The 16,377-nt window shown below is 69.8% G+C and carries 13 protein-coding genes; 2 read left to right on the top strand and 11 right to left on the bottom strand.

Translation table 11 applies throughout. The features are described 5' to 3' along the window. Position 1: 1 nt before the first annotated feature. The 3 genes from ACMGDM_RS06520 to ACMGDM_RS06510 are packed head-to-tail and all read right to left on the bottom strand — an operon-like array spanning position 2 to position 3,085. A complete protein-coding gene (locus ACMGDM_RS06520) occupies positions 2-1,117 on the bottom strand; it encodes a lactonase family protein (RefSeq protein ID WP_436803284.1) in 1,116 nt (371 codons plus the stop codon). Between the two features lie 25 nt (positions 1,118-1,142). Next, positions 1,143-1,517 carry a response regulator gene (locus tag ACMGDM_RS06515; RefSeq protein WP_436803283.1) on the bottom strand — a complete coding sequence of 125 codons (375 nt, stop codon included), beginning with the start codon at positions 1,515-1,517 and terminating at the stop codon, positions 1,143-1,145. After that, on the bottom strand, positions 1,514-3,085 hold the full coding sequence (locus tag ACMGDM_RS06510) for a sensor histidine kinase (protein ID WP_436803282.1): 1,572 nt from the start codon (positions 3,083-3,085) through the stop codon (positions 1,514-1,516). Before ACMGDM_RS06510 ends, ACMGDM_RS06515 begins: the two co-directional genes overlap by 4 nt. Before the next feature lie 109 nt (positions 3,086-3,194). Between ACMGDM_RS06510 and ACMGDM_RS06505 the strand changes: the two genes are divergently transcribed. Next, positions 3,195-5,159 carry a CocE/NonD family hydrolase gene (locus tag ACMGDM_RS06505; protein ID WP_436803281.1) on the top strand — a complete coding sequence of 655 codons (1,965 nt, stop codon included), beginning with the start codon at positions 3,195-3,197 and terminating at the stop codon, positions 5,157-5,159. A 21-nt stretch (positions 5,160-5,180) separates the two neighbouring features. On the opposite strand, the gene ACMGDM_RS06500 is transcribed toward ACMGDM_RS06505, so the two are convergent. The 3 genes from ACMGDM_RS06500 to ACMGDM_RS06490 all read right to left on the bottom strand — a co-directional run bounded on the left by ACMGDM_RS06500 (position 5,181) and on the right by ACMGDM_RS06490 (position 7,119). Continuing rightward, positions 5,181-5,369, bottom strand: coding sequence for a hypothetical protein (locus tag ACMGDM_RS06500; RefSeq protein WP_436803280.1), 189 nt, complete (start codon positions 5,367-5,369; stop codon positions 5,181-5,183). A 223-nt stretch (positions 5,370-5,592) separates the two neighbouring features. After that, positions 5,593-6,027: an NIPSNAP family protein gene (locus ACMGDM_RS06495; RefSeq protein WP_436803279.1), complete on the bottom strand. Its 435-nt coding sequence runs from the start codon at positions 6,025-6,027 to the stop codon at positions 5,593-5,595. Positions 6,028-6,105: 78 nt separating this feature from the next. Continuing rightward, positions 6,106-7,119, bottom strand: coding sequence for a serine hydrolase (locus ACMGDM_RS06490; RefSeq protein ID WP_436803278.1), 1,014 nt, complete (start codon positions 7,117-7,119; stop codon positions 6,106-6,108). A gap of 351 nt (positions 7,120-7,470) precedes the next feature. Here ACMGDM_RS06490 and ACMGDM_RS06485 point away from each other — a divergent pair, with 351 nt between their 5' ends. Next, positions 7,471-9,549, top strand: a complete 2,079-nt coding sequence (locus ACMGDM_RS06485) for a M13 family metallopeptidase (RefSeq protein WP_436803277.1) — start codon at positions 7,471-7,473, stop codon at positions 9,547-9,549. A 178-nt stretch (positions 9,550-9,727) separates the two neighbouring features. Here the strand turns inward: ACMGDM_RS06485 and ACMGDM_RS06480 are convergent, their stop codons facing one another. From ACMGDM_RS06480 to ACMGDM_RS06460, 5 genes are all read right to left on the bottom strand, one after another. Next, positions 9,728-10,408 (bottom strand): GIN domain-containing protein, encoded by a 681-nt coding sequence (locus tag ACMGDM_RS06480; protein ID WP_436803276.1) that lies wholly within the window; start codon positions 10,406-10,408, stop codon positions 9,728-9,730. Next, positions 10,396-11,172 (bottom strand): head GIN domain-containing protein, encoded by a 777-nt coding sequence (locus ACMGDM_RS06475; protein WP_436803275.1) that lies wholly within the window; start codon positions 11,170-11,172, stop codon positions 10,396-10,398. The genes ACMGDM_RS06480 and ACMGDM_RS06475 overlap by 13 nt, the downstream gene beginning before the upstream one ends. A gap of 112 nt (positions 11,173-11,284) precedes the next feature. Further along, a complete protein-coding gene (locus ACMGDM_RS06470; RefSeq protein WP_132908544.1) occupies positions 11,285-11,818 on the bottom strand; it encodes a CarD family transcriptional regulator in 534 nt (177 codons plus the stop codon). Between the two features lie 413 nt (positions 11,819-12,231). After that, complete coding sequence (locus tag ACMGDM_RS06465; protein WP_436803274.1) at positions 12,232-13,779, bottom strand: sulfatase family protein; 1,548 nt, start codon at positions 13,777-13,779, stop codon at positions 12,232-12,234. 2 nt (positions 13,780-13,781) lie between these two features. After that, on the bottom strand, positions 13,782-16,112 hold the full coding sequence (locus ACMGDM_RS06460) for a TonB-dependent receptor (protein ID WP_436803273.1): 2,331 nt from the start codon (positions 16,110-16,112) through the stop codon (positions 13,782-13,784). Between the last annotated feature and the right edge of the window lie 265 nt (positions 16,113-16,377).

Raw genomic sequence — 16,377 nt, 5'->3', positions numbered from 1 at the left:
CTCAGATTTCGCCGACGAACGCCACCCCGGGGGCGTACGCCGCCGCGCCGAAGGGGGCCAGTCGACCGTCATCACCGACGCGGAAGCAGTCGATCGTGCCGCTGCGCTGGTTGGCGACGAGCAGCCGGCGGTCGCTGTCGAGCAGGCCAATGTGGCGCGGCCATCGTCCGCCGCACGCAATGTGCTGTAGCGCCGTGAGCGCGCCGTCCGCGCCGATCGCGAACACCGCCACGCTGTCGGCGCCGCGATTGGAGGCGTAGAGCCAGCGCCCGCGCGGATCGATCGCGATCGCGCCTGCCTGGCTCTTTCCGGTGAAGTCCGCGGGCAGTGTTGCATGGCGCGCGATCGCGGTGAAGCGGGCGTCCGCGCTCCGGCGCAGCACCGTTACGCTGTTGTCGAGCTCGGCGACCAGATAGGCGAGCGGCAGCCGCGGGTGGAGGGCGAGGTGACGCGGCCCGCTCCCCGCCGCCGCGCGATAGGCCAGCCGGGTCTCGCCCAAGCGTGTGCCGCCTGCGAGCCGGTGCGCGAAGATCGCGTCGGCGCCGAGATCGACCGACCAGAGCCACTGGCGATCGGGGCTGAACCCGACCCAATGCGCGTGCGGTCCGGATTGCCGCTCCGTGTCGGGGCCGCTACCGCGATGCGCCACCATTTGGGCCTCACCGCGTGGAACGCCCGTCCGCGTGTCGAGCGCGATTAGCGCAACGCTGCCGCTGCTGTAATTGGCGACCGCGAGCGCGCCGCCGTCGGCGCTCAACGCGAGGTGGCAGGGATCCGCACCTCCGGAGGACAGAAGCGCCAGCCGCTGCCACGCGCTTCTGCCCGGTCGGAACACCGCGACATGGCCGTCGCTACCCTCCTGCACGAGATAGTGCAGCCCCAGTCGCGGGTGGCGGACCGCGAACGATGCATCCGGCGCCGCCGCGACCGGCGGGTGTGCGTGCCACGCGCCGCGCGCGGGCGCATAGTCGAGCGGCAACAGCCCAGCGCCGCCCTCGTTGTTGTAAGCGCCCGCGAAGAGCGCGCGCGTCGTCGGCGCGGCGCGCACGCTCGTCGGCAGCGCGGTGGCGCCGAGCGCCGCGATCAGCGTGCGGCGGGTCAGGCGGTCGTCGATCATCATCGTCTCCGGTAGGCGGCGGCGCTCAATCCGGGTCGCGGCCGGCCAGCGAGGCGAGGCAGCGTGTCAGCGCGGGCATGGTCAGTGGCTTGTGCAGATGCGGAACGTCGCCATAGGCCGGGTCGCGATCTTCCGCATCATAGCCGCTCGCGAACGCGAACGGTATCGCCGCGTGGCGCAGCGCGGCGGCAACCGGATAGGCCTTCTCGCCCGCGAGGTTGAGGTCGAGCACCGCCACGTCGGGCGTCGCCCCGTCCGCGAGCACGGCGAGTGCGGCAGCGACCGAGGGCGCCACCGCCACCACGATCGCGCCGTCGCGGACGAGCGCCCGCTCGAGCTGGCGCGCGAGCAGATATTCGTCCTCCACCACCAGCACGCGCAGCCCGGTGAGAACGCTCACGCCGCCGCGTCCTTCGCCAGCGTGTGCGAGAGCGGCAGTACCATCGCGCAGCGCACACCGTCAGGAGTGAGCGCATAATCGACAGTGGCCTCGAGCTGATAGGGCACCGCCCGCTCGATCAGGTCGCGCCCCTGGCCGACGCGCGGCGGCGAGTCGGCGGTCGCGCGCATCACCACGCCGCGCTCCTCCCAGTCGAAGCGCAGTCGCGGGCGCTCGCCGGGTGCGGGCGGCAACAGTGCCCAGCGTACCGACAGCGTCGCGCCGGGCTGGCTCAACGCGCCATATTTCAGCGAATTGGTGATCAGCTCGTGCAGCGCCAGCGCGAGCGTCTGGATCCCGCCCGAGCGCAGCGGGATGCCGCGCGGCCCCGCCAGCGACACCCGCGAGTCGTCGTCCGGCAGCGCGCCGAAGGCGGCGAGCTCGGAGCGCAGCAGCTGGTCGAAGCCGACCCGCTCCAGTCCCTCGATCCGCGACAGCAGCTGCTGCACGCGCGACAGCGCGTCGATCCGCGCGGAGAAGGCGCGCTCGAAATCGGCGAGGCTATCGCTCGCCTCAAGTGTGCTCTCCGCCACCGCCTGGATCACGCCCATGAGGTTGCGGGTACGGTGCTGCAGCTCGCCCACCAGCATCTGGAGCCGGGCCGCGGTGTCGCGCTCCTCGGTGACGTCCTGCGCGATGCCGCCGACATGGCTGATCCGCCCGTCCGGCTCGCGCAGCGGGAAGGCTGTGTTCTTGAGCCAGCGCACCTTGCCACTGCCCGGGATGCGGGCGCGGAAGTCGTGCGTGACGCGCTCGCCGCGGCGGACCCGGTCCAGCGTCGCCGCCGCCAATGCGCGATCCTCGGCAACGATCGCGGCGGACCAGTCGAAGGCGAGCGGCGCGCCGCGTCCGCTCGTCGCCGCGACGCCGTACAATTTGCGCAAGGCCGGGCTGAGATAGGCGAAATTGGCGCGGTCGAGGTTGTACAGCCACAGCACGTCGGACGAGGCTTCGGCGAACTCGCGGAAGCGCGCCTCGCTCGCGCGCAGCGCCGCCTCGACGCGGTCGCGCTCGGTGGTTTCCTCCACCACCGCGCCGAGCCCGACGATCGCATCGCCGTTGCGGATCGGGAAGAAATGCTCGCGCCAGCTGCGCTCCTTGTCGGTGTTGGCAGGGGTGCCGCCATGCACTTCCACGTCGAACCACGGCTCGCCGGTGGCGATGATCGCGCGCCAGCGCTCCTCCAGCGCGTCAATCCCGCCGATCTCGGGCAGCAGCTCGCGCGGGGTATGACCGAGATGCGCCTCTGGCGGGAGGCCGTTCATCTGCGCCAAGCTCGCGTTGACGCGGACGAAGCGCAACTCGCGGTCCCACAGTCCGAGCCCGAACGGCGCAGCGTCGAACAACGCGTCCAGCGCGGCAGCGGCGGTGGGCACCGGCACGGTCGCGTCGCCCGCGGGCGCAAGCGACTCGACCACCGCGGCGCGCAGCGCGGGTGACCAATGCTCCGCCGCGCCGAGCGGCGTGGCCGACCAGTCGAAAGCGCCGATGACGGCGTCCACGGGCGCGGGAGGGTCGGGGGCGTGCATGCGGCAACCTGCTGGTTTCGCCCAACGAATAGCATGTCCGGGGCGGCTGCCAAGAGGACCGAAGCGGACCGGCTTGACCGCGCCAGCGGCGCCCTGCACCTCAGGCGCCATGATGCGCTCGTCACTCCCGCCCGCCCGCCGCTCCATCGCGCTCGCTCTGGCCCCCGCGCTGCTGTCCCCGTCAGGCGCCGTGCGGGCGCAACAACCGCCGAGTGCGGGCGCGCGCACCGATACGATGGCGAACGAGCAGGTCGCCAGCTACGATTGGGTCCGCCCCGAAGCCGATTACGTCCGCCGCACCGCCATGGTGCCGATGCGCGACGGCACACGGCTGTACACCGTGATCGTCTATCGCAAGGGCGTCACCGACGCGCCGATCCTGCTCAGCCGCACGCCCTATGATGCGGACAAGGCGACCAGCCGCAACCGCAGCCAGCATATCGAGGAGATCCTGCCCGTCGCCGACGCCGAGTTCGTCGATGATGGCTATATCCGCGTCTACCAGGACGTGCGCGGGCTGGGGAAGTCCGAGGGCGATTATGTGATGAACCGCCCGCTGCGCGGCCCGCTCAACGCGACCAAGGTCGATCACGCCACCGACGCTTATGACACGATCGATTGGCTGGTGAAGAACGTGCGGGAGGGCAACGGCAAGGTGGGTATCACCGGCTCGTCCTATCTCGGCTTCACGTCGCTGATGGCGCTGATCGACCCGCATCCCGCGCTGAAGGCGGCGGTGCCGCAGAGCCCGATGGTCGACGGCTGGATGGGCGACGACTGGTTCCACAACGGCGCGTTCCGCACCTTCGGCTTCGATTATGATCTTGGGCAGACGGTCAAGTCGGGCGGCGGCGCGGTGCCCAAGGGGGGCGGTGACGAATATGCGGCCTATCTCGCGGCGGGCTCGGCGGGCGATTACGCGCGCCACTACGGGCTGCTCGACTTGCCGGTGGTGCGCAAGGTGCTCGAACATCCGAGCTATGACGCCTGGTGGCAGGGCCAGGCGGTCGACAAGCTGCTCGGCGCGCGCAAGCTGACGGTCCCGACGATGCTGGTGGTCGGTCAATGGGACCAGGAAGACAGTTACGGCGCACCCGCGGTGTATCACGCGCTCACGGGGCAGGACCGTAACAACAGCCTCGTCAGTCTGGTGATCGGGCCGTGGCGTCACTCGCAGGTCAATTACGAGGCGCGCGAGCTCGGGCCGCTCAAGTGGGAGGGCGACACCGGCAGGCAGTTCCGCACGCGCTGGATGAAGCCGTTCCTCGACTGCCATCTCAAGACTCACCCGGCGCCGTGCGACACGCCACCGGTGCTCACTTATGCCACCGGGGCGGATCGTTGGGAGGTGTCGCAGCGCTGGCCGGCGGGGCAGTACAGGCCGCTCTATCTCGCCGGCGGCGCATCGCTGTCGTGGGAGAAGCCGCGCGCGGGCAGCGACAGCTATGTGTCCGATCCGGGCAAGCCGGTGCCGATGCTGCCGCGTCCGATCCACATGCAGGGCGAGGAATGGCGCACGTGGCTGGTGCACGACCAACGCTTCGTCGACGGTCGTCCTGACGTGCTGAGCTATACCGGCGCCACGCTGGATCGCCCGGTGCATATCAAGGGTGCGCCCAAGGTCGACCTGCGCGCCGCCACCAGCGGGCGCGACGGCGACTTCGTGGTCAAGCTGATCGACGTGTATCCCGAGGAGAATAGCGCCGACCCGGTGATGGCGGGATATCAGCTCGCGCTCGGGATCGAGATCTTCCGCGGGCGCTACGTCAGCGGCTTCGCCACGCCGGCGGCGCTGACGCCGGGCAAGACCTATACGTTCGGCTGGTCGCTGCCGAACGTCGATCACGTCTTCCTGCCGGGGCACCGCATCATGGTGCAGGTCCAGTCGTCGCTTTTCCCGCTGTACGACCGGAACCCGCAATCCTGGGTGCCGTCGATCATGCACGCCACACCGCGGGATTACGTGAAGGCGACGCAGACGGTCCGCTGGGGCGGCGATGCGGCGAGCGCGATCTGGCTGCCGATCGCGGCGGACGCGCCGAGCGGAACGGCGAGCGCGGCCGCGGCGAACTGAGCGCCGCGGCCGCCCGCGAGGTCAGGCCTTGCCGCGCAGCGTGTTGAGCACGGCGAGCGCGGCCACGCCGACGAAGGCCGCGCTGGTCCACGGCCGCTCCTTGGCGAAGCCGCGTGCCTTTTCGGTGAGCGGCGCATCGCCGCCGAAGTGGGTCTTGAACGAGTCGGTGAGCGCGGTCTTCTTGTTCGACTTGGTGGCGGTATCGGCCATGCTCTATCTCCTGCTGGATGCGGGGACACAACGAACGAAGGCCGCGGCGGTGCCGTGATGCGCGTCAAGGAGGCGAGGCCGGCCGCGGCTTGTCCTCCTTCGACAATCGCGGACACGTTCCAGGGTCCACCATCCCGCGCACCCATGGCCGGCGAGCGCGCGAAGCAGTGAATCCCGGCCCAGGTCCGGGGTGACGGAGAAAGCGGTCGGGAGCTCCCTTGGCTTACTTCAGCCGCAGCGGCGGAGAATAATCGGTCATCGTCATGAACACGCTGTCGACCTTGGCGACCAGCTTGCCGTTGGCCTCGCTCGCGCTGGCGACGCGCTGCCACTCGGGGTCGGCCACGAACGCCTTCCAGTCGGCATCGCGCGCGGCGCGATCCGGATAGGCGAGGATGTAGACGACGCGACCCTCGGGATAGTCGGCGCTGGGCAGCTCGTTCCAATAGGCCACGTTGGTCATGCCGTGGCGTTTGAAGATGCCGAGCGTGTGCTCGCGAAAGCGTGTGTTGAGCGCGGCCGCTTTGCCCGGCGCGGGATAATAGGTCCGCAGCTCGTACAAGGCGGCGCGCGGCTCGAGCGCCGTCTTGGGGGCGGCGGCGGTGAGCGCCAGCGGTGCGAGCGCGGCGAGAGCGAGGGCGAGCAGGGCAGAACGCATGCGGCAGATCTCCGATTAGGGAGCGCGCAGGCTGCGCCGGATCGCGCCAAGACGCCAGTGACTCGGATCAATCACGCGTCAGCCGTGCGCGCGGACCACCGCGCGGGTCACGTCCCCCATCAGCCGCAGCCGCGTGCCGAGCGGCGCGCGGGTGCGAGCGATCAGCACCGCCACGGCATAGCGATGCCCGTCGGGGGCGGTGAGCAGGCCGACGTCGTTCGTGCCGGTCGCGAGCGCGCCCAGCTCCTGCCCGGTGCCGGTCTTGTGCGCCAGCGTCCAGCCGCGCGCCAGTCCCGAGCGCAGCCGCAGCGGACCGGTGCGGCTCGCACGCATCAGCGCGAGCATGCGAGCGGTGGAGGCGCGACTCAGCAGCCGCCCCTGCGCGAGTCGCGCCAGCCCGAGCGTCACACCGTCGGCCGAAGCGCCGTCGGGCGGGCTCGCGATATAGCGTTCCAGCGCGCGACGACGGGCGGCGAGACTGAGCCGCGCCCGCGCGCGCAGGAAGCCTTCGCCCCCCGCCCAGGAGGAGCGCCACGTCAGCCCGGCGGTGCGCGCTTGCAGCAGCCGCTCGCCCGGCCCGAAGGTGACGCCCGCGATCCCCTTGCGGGCGAGCGTGCGGCGCACCGCGGCGGGTCCGCCGACCTGGCGCAGCAGCACATCGTTGCAGGTATTGTCGCTCCGCGTCAGCGCGCATTCGAGCAGCTTCGCCACGGTGAGGCGGAGCCCGCCGGCGCCGACGCGCGCGCGGATCGGCTGGTGAAACAGGGTGAGGTCGCCACGCCGCACCGTCACGGCCTTGCCGAGCGTGAGCGTGCCGCGATCGACTGCGTCGAAGACGGCGAGCGCGACCCATAATTTGCTGACGCTCTGCTGCGGGCGCCGCACCCCGCCGCGCCAGGCGACGGTCCAGCCCCGTTCGACGTCGCGCACCGAAATGCCGACCTCTCCGGGGAAGCGCTGGCCGAGCGCCGCGACCGCATTGAGCAGCCGCGCCGGCGGCTGCGGCCGTACCGCGCCGCGGTCACGGGCTGCGGCGGAGGTCGCGAGCAGCGCGGCGGCGAGCAGGGGAGCGATCAGGCGGTGGGAAAACATGCGTCGGCCGATCTCTCTCTCATGATCAAGGCGCCTTGCCGCGACGGGTAAGACGCCGGCGCCTTCTCCTCGTCATCCCGGCCCCGAGCCGGGATCCATGCTTGCGCGAGCATATCGGCCGCGGCTCACGCGGCACCATGGATGCCGGGTCAAGCTCGGCATGACGAGCATGAGGGCGGCGCTCGCGCAAGAACGCCGTCTCCCTGTAGCCGCGACACACGAGAAAGAAAGCGCGCACCGCCCCACGACGGTCGACGCGACGCGGCAGCAGCGCTGGCCTATTGCCTACGCTGTCGCGTCATGCCACCCCCGCATCATACCAAAAGTTACTATTTCGCTGGAGACGATCCCTTGACCCTGAAGAGTGTGCTGCTGGCAGCCTCTGCCGGCCTCGTCCTCGCCGCCCCGGCGCTGGGGCGCGGCGAGCAAGCCGCTACCGCGCCGGCCGCCGCCCCGGCGCCCGACGCCGACGCGACCCGATATGGCGACTGGGGCTTCGATCTCACCGGCATGGACCGCAGCGTGCGGCCGGGCGACGACTGGTTCCGCTTCGTCAACGGCGCCTGGGTCGCGCGGACGGAGATCCCGGCGGACCGCTCCTCTTATGGCGCCTTCGCGGTGCTGCGCGAACTGTCCGAGCAGCGGCTCCGCGCGCTAATCACCGGCTACTCCGCCGACGACGCCGGGCACCCGGACCGCGCGAAGGCGGCGCTGCTCTACGCCGGCTTCATGGACTCCGCAGCCGCCGAGCGCATCGATGCCGCGCCGCTGGCCGAGCGGCTGCGCCCGATCGCTGCCGCCACGGGCAAGGACGATATCGCGCGGCTGATGGGCCGGTCGGTCGGCGGTTTCGGGGCGAGCTTCGTCAGCGCCGGGGTGAGCGACGATGCCAAGCGCCCCGACGTCTACGCGCTCTATCTGCGCCAGTCCGGGCTGGGGCTGGGCGACCGTGAACTGTACCTCGACCCCAAGTTCGCGCCGCAGGTGGCGCGCTATCGCCAGTATGTCGCGCAGATGCTGACGATGGCGAGCTGGCCCGACGCGGCCGCGGCGGCGGAGCGGGTGGTCGACATGGAGATCAAGCTCGCGCAGGCGCACTGGACGCGAGCCGAGAGCCGCAACCGCGACAAGACCTACAATCCGATGACGCTGGCCGACCTGAAGGCGCAGGCGCCCGGCTTCCCGTGGGACGCTTATTGGCAGGCGGCAGGGCTCGGCGCCGCGGACCGCGCGATCGTCGCGCAGAACACCGCTTTCCCCAAGATCGCGGCGCTGTTCGCCGCGACCGACCTCGCCACGCTCAAGGCCTGGGCGGCGTTCCGCACCGCCGACGATGTCGCGCCGTTGCTGTCGCGCCGCTTCGTCGACGCGGAGTTCGACTTCCGCTCCAAGTTCCTCAACGGCCAGCCGCAGCAGCGCGAGCGCTGGAAGCGCGCGGTGGCCTTGACCGAGAAGGCGATCGGCGAGGGCATCGGCCGCGACTATGTCGCGCTCTACTTCCCGCCCGAGTCGAAGGCGAAGATGGACACGTTGGTCGGCAACCTGCGAGTCGCGCTCGCGGGGCGGATCAGGAACCTCGCCTGGATGAGCCCCGCCACCAAGACGCAGGCGCTCGACAAGCTGCAGGGCTTCACCGTCAAGGTCGGCTATCCCTCTAAGTGGCGCGACTATAGCGGGCTGGAGGTGCGCGCGGGCGATCTCGTCGGCAATGCCGAGCGCGCGACCCGGTTCGAGTGGGACTATGATCGCGCGCGTATCGCGCGACCGGTCGACAAGGCCGAGTGGGGCATGACGCCGCAGACCGTCAACGCCTATTACAGCTCGGTGAAGAACGAGATCGTCTTCCCCGCGGCGATCCTCCAGCCACCCTTCTTCGACCCGCAGGCTGACGACGCGATCAACTATGGCGGCATCGGCGGTGTGATCGGGCACGAGATCAGCCACGGCTTTGACGACCAGGGCCGCAAGTCGGACGGGCGCGGCGTGCTGCGCGACTGGTGGACCGCCGAGGACGCGACCAAGTTCGAGGCGCAGGCGGCGCGGCTCGGCGCGCAATACGAGGCCTATAGCTTCCCCGGGCTGCCCGGCGTGCACATCAACGGGCGCGCCTCGATGGGCGAGAATATCGGCGACCTCGGAGGCGTGCTGATCTCACTCGACGCCTACCACGCCTCGCTCGGCGGCAAGCGCGCGCCGGTGATCGATGGCTTCACCGGCGACCAGCGCTTCTTCCTCGGCTGGGGGCAGGTGTGGCGCACGTTGTTCCGCGACGAGGCGCTGCGTCAGCAACTGGTCAGCGACCCGCACTCGCCGGGGCAGATCCGCGCGGTCAACCCGTTGCGCAACGTCGACGCCTGGTATGCGGCGTGGAAGATCGACCCGTCGCAGAAGCAATATGTTGCGCCGAAGGATCGCGTGCGGATCTGGTGAGGGGGAAGGTCGCTACCTGACGCTGAGGAAGGTGGAACGCAGACGCCTCCCTCCATCCTCCGTCATCCCGGACGTGTTCCGGGATCCACGGTGCCCTGCGTCTCGCAGGCGTTGCTCTCGCGGACGGGTGGATCCCGGACCAGGTCCGGGATGACGGTAGAAGAGAGGAGCGGGGCCTTCACCGTCCGCACGTCACCGTCGCCGGCGCGACGGCGCGCACGTCGCACCGCGGGCGGCCGGCGACGCTGACCTGCGCGCCCTGGATCGCCACTACGGTCGCCGCCTGTGACGCCGCGGCGCGCACGATCGAATCGCCCGCGCCGCGCACCGTCAGCCGTTGCGTCGCCAGCGCGCCCGCCTCGATCGTGCCGATGCCGTTGGCGATCAGCGTCGCATCGGGCGCGCGGCCGGCCAGGGTGATCGTCGCGTCGCCCGCCAGCGTCGCGTGGAGCGCCGCCGTTTCCACCGCGGCGACGTCGATCGACCCCGCCGCGGCCGACAGCTCGACCCGCTGGCCGCGCATCGTCGCGATCGCCACGTGCGCCGCGGCGTAGACCGCGACTCCGGCGAGCCGCGGCGCGACCACCGTCACCACCGCGCCAGCGCTCGCCGCGCCGCCGCGCACCACCAGCGTGCCCCCGCTCGCCTCGACCTTGAGCGTGTCGAACGCCGCCGGATCGGCCGCGCTCGCGCAGACGTCGGTACCCCCACCGCCAGGCGCGGCGGCGATCACGCGCACCGTCGCCGGCGTCTCCACTCGCAGCCGCTCTACCGTGGCGACCGGCCAGCGCCGCTCGGCCGCGCTCGCGGGAACGGCGGCGAGGACGAGCGGCGTGGCGGCGAGGATCAGCCGCCGCACCGCACGCTACCCGAGCCCATCTTGCGCACCGAGCAGCGCGCGCGGGCGCCGAGATCGACGTTGCCGGAGCCCATCGCCATGACGTCCGCCTGGCCGTCGACGGTGACGCGCACGTCACCCGCGCCCATCACCTTGATGTCAGCGGCCTTGGCGACCAGTCGCTCGCCCGCGACATCGCCCGAGCCGGCCACCGAGACATCCAGCCGGCCGCTCGTGCCCGCGAGCGTGACGTTCCCCGAGCCGGCGATCGAAACGCCGAGCTGGCCCGTCACCCCGCTGAGCGCGGCGTCACCTGAACCGGCAACCGTGAGATCCGCCGTCTCCGCGTGCAGCGCGGCGACGGTGAGATTACCCGAGCCGGCGAGCCTGGCCCTGAACGCTCCCGCGTCGACCCGGTCGATCGCGAGATTGCCCGAGCCCGCCAGCGTCGCGCCCGTGATCGCGGGCATGGTCACCAGCACGCGCGCATGGCCGCGCGAGCGGCCGTTGCGTCGCGAGACGCGGAGCATGCTCCCCTCGCGCGTGATCTTGAGCGTGTCGAGCGCGTCGACATCGCCCTCCGCGGTGACGGCGAAGCCGCTACCAATGTGCACGCTGACATCATCGCTGCCCGCCAACTCGACCATATCGAAGTTCGCCGCCTGATAGCTGCGCTGGTTGCCGCTGCCGCTGCCAGGGAGGCCGGGCTTGTCGTCGGTGTCCACGGTGAAGCTGTTGCCGCAGGCCGCCAGCGGCAGCAGTGCGGCGGCGATGATCGCGCGCATGACCTGTTCTCCCCTACGTGTGTTGCATTACTAATACACGCAGGCGGTGTGCGCAAACGAAAAGGGGCAGCCCAATCGGACCGCCCCCTTCGCACTCGACCCGGTGCCGCGATTACGCCGGCACCTTGTCCTTGTTGTAGATCGCCGCGGCCTTGCGCAGGATCTCGAGGATCTTCTCCTGAGCCGCTGGCTCGTCGATCTGCTCCATCGCGGCGAGCTCGCGCGCGAGGCGGCTGCACGCGCCCTCGAAAATCTGGCGCTCGGAATAGCTCTGCTCGGGCTGGTCGTCGGCGCGGAACAGATCGCGCACCACCTCGGCGATCGACACGAGGTCACCCGAGTTGATCTTCGCCTCATATTCCTGCGCGCGGCGCGACCACATCGTGCGCTTGACCTTGGGCTTGCCCTTGAGCGTCTCCATTGCCTCGCGCATCGTCTTGTCCGACGAGAGCTTGCGCATGCCGACCGACTCGGCCTTGTTGGTGGGGACGCGCAGCGTCATGCGCTCCTTCTCGAACCGCAGCACGTACAGCTCCAGCTGCATGCCCGCGATCTCCTGTTTCTGCAGCTCGATCACACGGCCGACCCCGTGCTTGGGATAGACGACATAGTCACCGACATCGAAATGCAGAGCCTTGGCAGCCATAGGAGGCCTTTCCAATGTTAAGGCTCCCGCAGCCCATCGCGACCCGCGCCGGCAAGCACCGCGGAACGGACTGACGAGGGGAGCAGAAGGTTTGACGTCTCCAGGGACGCGAGAACGATTGCGCCCGTGCCGGCCTCATGTAGCACCTCGGCAACAAAATTTCCAGCCTATTTAGGGCAGGCTCGCTGTCGCGACGGAACCTTTTTACAGTTCGCGGTCACCCGGCACGGCGACATGCACCTTCAATGTGCGCCATTTTGGCACGCTTCAACCTCTTACACTGGCCCGCTGTGGCGATCTCCCCTGCGCACCAGCGGCGTCGTCGGACCCGTAAGCGTCGCCGACGGTCACGCCGGCGACGGCGGCGGTCGGGCAATGCTCAGCGCGCCGGCGCCACCGCGGCACCGCTCGGCTCAGCGCTTGAATAAGCCCGGCGGGAAGGGCGCCTGCGGCGGCCCCTTGGGATCGCGCAGCACGTTGCGCAGCCCGGCGTCGGCGCTGAGCGGGATCGCCATGCCGCCCGTCGTCTCTAGCAAAGCGAACAGCTTCGCACTCATCCGCTCGGCAAGGTCCTCGTGTCCCGGCCGCGCGAGCAGATTGTCGCTTTCGTGCGGGTCTGCGGCGAGGTCGTAGAGTTCGTCGAGGTCCCAGATACCGTGGAAGTGGACGTATTTGTAGCGGTCCTCGCGCAGCGCGTGCACGGTCGGCGTCTGCGGGAAATTGCGTTCCCAATAATATTCGTACAGCAGCTCGCTGCGCCACGGCACCGCGCCGCCGCGCACGAGCGGCAGCATGTTCGCTCCCGCCATATCGTCGGGCGCACGCAGTCCGGCGGCGGCCAGCATCGTCGGCGCAATGTCGATATTGGCGACCACCTGCTGCACGACGCTGCCGGCGGGAAACAGCGCGGGGCAGCGCGCGAGCATCGGCACGCGCATCGATTCCTCGTACGCGGTGCGTTTGTCGATCAGCCCGTGCTCGCCGAACATGAAGCCGTTGTCGCCCATATAGAGGATCAGCGTGTCGTCGAGCTCACCGCGGCGTTCGAGCAGGTCCATGATCCTGGCCAGCCCCTCGTCGACCGCCAGCAAAGTTTCCATGTAGCGCTTGTAATAGTCGCCGATGTCGAGCGTCCCATGATAGGGGAAGCCGACGCCGTGCCAGCTGTTGCGCTGGTTCTCGACCCACATCGGCCGCCCGGCGACACCCGGCTTCATCGATTCCGGGTAGCGGAAGGTTTCCTTGTCATAGCGGCCTCTGTGGCGCTCCGCCGGGATGAATTCGGAATGCACCGCCTTGTGCGCGAGGTGCATCATCCACGGCTTGCCCTTGGGCCGCTCGCCGATCCAGTCGAGCGCGTACTCGGTCAGCTCGTCCGTGATATAGCCCTTCTGCGGTACCTTGCGCCCATCGACGTTGAGCCCGTTCGGCTCGGGCAGATAGCTGCCCTGGCCGCGAAAGCTGACCCAGCGGTCGAAGCCGGGCTGGGGCGAGTCGCCCTCCTCGCCCATGTGCCACTTGCCGATGAAGGCGGTGTCGTACCCCGCGGCCTGGAGATATTCCGGATAATAGACGAGGCCGGGTGGGATCGGGTGGTTGTTGTCCACCACCTTGTGCTGATGCGCGTAAAGGCCGGTGAAGATCGAGGCGCGGCTCGGCGAGCAGAGAGCGGTGGTGACGAAGGCGTTGCGGAAATGTGTGCCCTCGCGCGCCAGCCGGTCGAGCGTCGGCGTGTCGCCGAAATCCTGCGCCTTCATGAAGCCCATCGCGTCGTAGCGATGGTCGTCGGTGAGCACGAACAGGATGTTCCGCGGGCGGACGCCCGGCACGCGCGCGAGCCGGCGCGAGCGGCGCGGCGCGGGCGTCGCCGCCTCCACCGCGCCCGCCGCCCAGCTGTACAGGCCGAACGCGCCGCCGGTCCCCGCCAGCAGCACGCCTCGTCGGCTCGTGTCCTCCGCCATCCTCAAAAATCCTTGCGCAGCAGTAGCCCGGCATAGCGCCGGTCGTCGCGCGGCACGAACCGCACCGTGCCAGCGAACGAACCGTTGGCGAGGAAGCTGGCATAGGATTGGTCGGTGATGTTCTTGACATAGGCGCGCAGCTGCCAGCCGTCGCCGGGGCGGATCAGCGCGACGCTGGCGTTCCAGATCGCATAGGCGGGCTGGATCGTGCTCGGCGTCTGGTTGAGCGAATATTGCGTCTTCGAGCTGAAGCTGACGTCGCTCTGCAGCTCCATCGACAGCGAGTCGCTCAGCGCAAAGCGATAGGCGGCATTCTCGTACAGCTTGACCCGCGGCGCGAAGGGAAGCGGCTGGCCGTTGATGTTGCAGCTGGTCGGGGCGCCGGGAGGGCAGAGGAAGTCGCGCACCGTGGCGTCGGTGAAGGCGCCCGAGAGGTCGACCGTCAGCCCCGCGGCCGGGCGCAGCGTCACATCGGCCTCGACGCCGCGCGAGCGCACCGAGCCCGCGTTGATCAGGCGGGTAACCTGAGCCCCGTTGACCACGTCGTTGAAATTGGCCTGATAGCCCTCGAAGGTCGTTGTAAAAGCGGCCAGGCTGTAGCTCAGCGCGCGGTCGGCGGTGCTGCCCTTGAGCCCGATTTCGAACGAGTCGCTCGTTTCCGGGCTGAGCGGCAGCTCGTCCAGCAGCGTCGTCGCGTTGAGCGAGCGCATGTTGAAATAGACGTTGTACGCCGGGCCCTTATAGCCGCGCGAGTAAGTGAAATAGGTCTGCGCGCGCGCGCCGAGATCGAGCTGGAGCCCGAGCCGGTAGCTGTCGCCGCGGCGATCGGTCTCCCCCGTCGCGTTGTGATAGGCGCGGATCGCGGGGCGATCGAGCGCGGCGGCGCCGCTGTTGGTCGGGTCGTTGCTCGACGTGCGGACGTGGTAGAAGTCGAGCGTGTCCCAGGTCGAGCGATAGCCCGCGATCGCGCGGAAGGCCGCGCTGAAGTTGACGTTGGCCTCGCCGAACAAAGCGTAATTGTGGCTGGTGATCCCGTAATTGGCGATGCCGACGGTGGTGAGCGGCGCGCCCGCGGTCAACGTGGTGAGCGTGCGCTGGTAGCGCTCGTCGGTCTCGCCACGAAGGTAATAAGCGCCGACGACATAGTCGATCAGCCCGCCGCGCGGCGAGGTAAGCCGCAGCTCCTGCGAGAATTGCTTGCTGTTCACATTGCCGTCGTCGAGCCCCTGCGGGAAGGCGGCGCTCAGCCCGGTCAGCCCGTCATAGTCCTGGCGCTGGTGGTTGAGCCACTGCCGCCACGCGGTGATCGAGGTGACCTGATAGTCGCCCAGCCCGAGCTCGGCGGTAAGCGAGCCGCCGTAATTCTCGTCGCGCACGTCGGTGTCGATGTCGGTGGCGTTGGCGCGGTTGGTCGGCGACGGCGTGATCCCCTGCGCACCGAGCGCGGCGAGCAGCGGCGCCGACGTGGTCACCGCGCGGCTCGGGTAGGCGATCTGGCTGGCGGAGGAATAGACCGACGCGACCGTCTCCTTGGTGTTGAGATAGTCGCCGGTCGCGGTGAGCTTGAGCGTCTCGGTCGGCGTGGCGACCAGCTTGGCGCGCACACCGTAGCGGCGCGACGCGTTGGTGTCGTTGCCGGTCACGACGTTGCGCGTGTTGCCGTCGAAATCGTCGTAGAGGCCGCCGATCAGCGCGGCGAGCTTGCCCGGGATCAGCGGCCCTGACACGCCCGCCTTGACGCGATATTCCTCGTCGGTCGTGGCGCCGAGCTCGCCGAAGGCGGCGAAGCCGTCGCCGGGATCGCGCGTGACGATGTTGACCACGCCGGCCGAGGCGTTCTTGCCGAACAGCGTCCCCTGCGGCCCGCGCAGCACCTCGATTCGCTCCACCTCGCCGAGGTCGAGCGTGGCCTGGCCCGGGCGCGTCAGCACCACGCCGTCGAGCACGGTCGAGACCGAGGGCTCGACGCCGGGCGAGGTGGTGATCGTGCCGACGCCGCGGATGAAGATCGTGCGGTCCTTGTTCGACGCGCCGGTGCGGAAGTTGACCGAGGGGATCGCGGCGGTGATCGCCTGCACGTTGTTGAGCTGGCGCTCCGCCAGCGAGGCACCGCTGAGCGCGGTGATGGCGATCGGCACCTGCTGGAGCGACTCGTTGCGGAAGCGCGCGGTGACGACGACGTCGCCGTCAGCGGGGTTGGCCGGGGGGGTTGGTGTCGGCGTCGGTGCGACATCCTGCGCCGGCGCGTCGGACGCCTGCTGCGCGGTCGCGGGCAGCGCTACGGCGAGCCCCGCGGTGGTGGTGAGAAACGCGAACAGACGGCGACGGTGCATGGAATCTCCCCTTTGCGATCAATGTGCTTGTAAAAGCCCAGTTCGTCGATGGGGAATAAAGAAGCGTATGCGTGCCGCGCACGCGGGCTTTAGTGCGTGCGCGCTAGATTCCTCCCGCCATGCGGGGACCGCCGGCCGCAGGCCGGTCTTGGAGGGGGCTCGCCACGGGCGGCGCGCTGGGGGCTGGTATTGCGGAGCGACCTGATCTCTTGAGCGACTGCCGCGCCCGCGGAGAGCCCCCCTTCGTCAGCGCTATGCGCGCTAC

It is taken from the genome of Sphingomonas larreae (genome assembly GCF_051400595.1).
GTDB lineage: Bacteria > Pseudomonadota > Alphaproteobacteria > Sphingomonadales > Sphingomonadaceae > Sphingomonas.
Note: the sequence above shows the minus strand (reverse complement) of the source record. Positions and strands in the feature narration are given on the sequence as shown.

Coding starts and splice junctions, on each gene's coding strand:
- ACMGDM_RS06520 (WP_436803284.1), bottom strand. CDS start 1,117: ATGATCGACGACCGCCTGACCCGCCGCACGCTGATCGCGGCGCTCGGC.
- ACMGDM_RS06510 (WP_436803282.1), bottom strand. CDS start 3,085: ATGCACGCCCCCGACCCTCCCGCGCCCGTGGACGCCGTCATCGGCGCT.
- ACMGDM_RS06505 (WP_436803281.1), top strand. CDS start 3,195: ATGATGCGCTCGTCACTCCCGCCCGCCCGCCGCTCCATCGCGCTCGCT.
- ACMGDM_RS06500 (WP_436803280.1), bottom strand. CDS start 5,369: ATGGCCGATACCGCCACCAAGTCGAACAAGAAGACCGCGCTCACCGAC.
- ACMGDM_RS06495 (WP_436803279.1), bottom strand. CDS start 6,027: ATGCGTTCTGCCCTGCTCGCCCTCGCTCTCGCCGCGCTCGCACCGCTG.
- ACMGDM_RS06490 (WP_436803278.1), bottom strand. CDS start 7,119: ATGTTTTCCCACCGCCTGATCGCTCCCCTGCTCGCCGCCGCGCTGCTC.
- ACMGDM_RS06475 (WP_436803275.1), bottom strand. CDS start 11,172: ATGCGCGCGATCATCGCCGCCGCACTGCTGCCGCTGGCGGCCTGCGGC.
- ACMGDM_RS06470 (WP_132908544.1), bottom strand. CDS start 11,818: ATGGCTGCCAAGGCTCTGCATTTCGATGTCGGTGACTATGTCGTCTAT.
- ACMGDM_RS06465 (WP_436803274.1), bottom strand. CDS start 13,779: ATGGCGGAGGACACGAGCCGACGAGGCGTGCTGCTGGCGGGGACCGGC.
- ACMGDM_RS06460 (WP_436803273.1), bottom strand. CDS start 16,112: ATGCACCGTCGCCGTCTGTTCGCGTTTCTCACCACCACCGCGGGGCTC.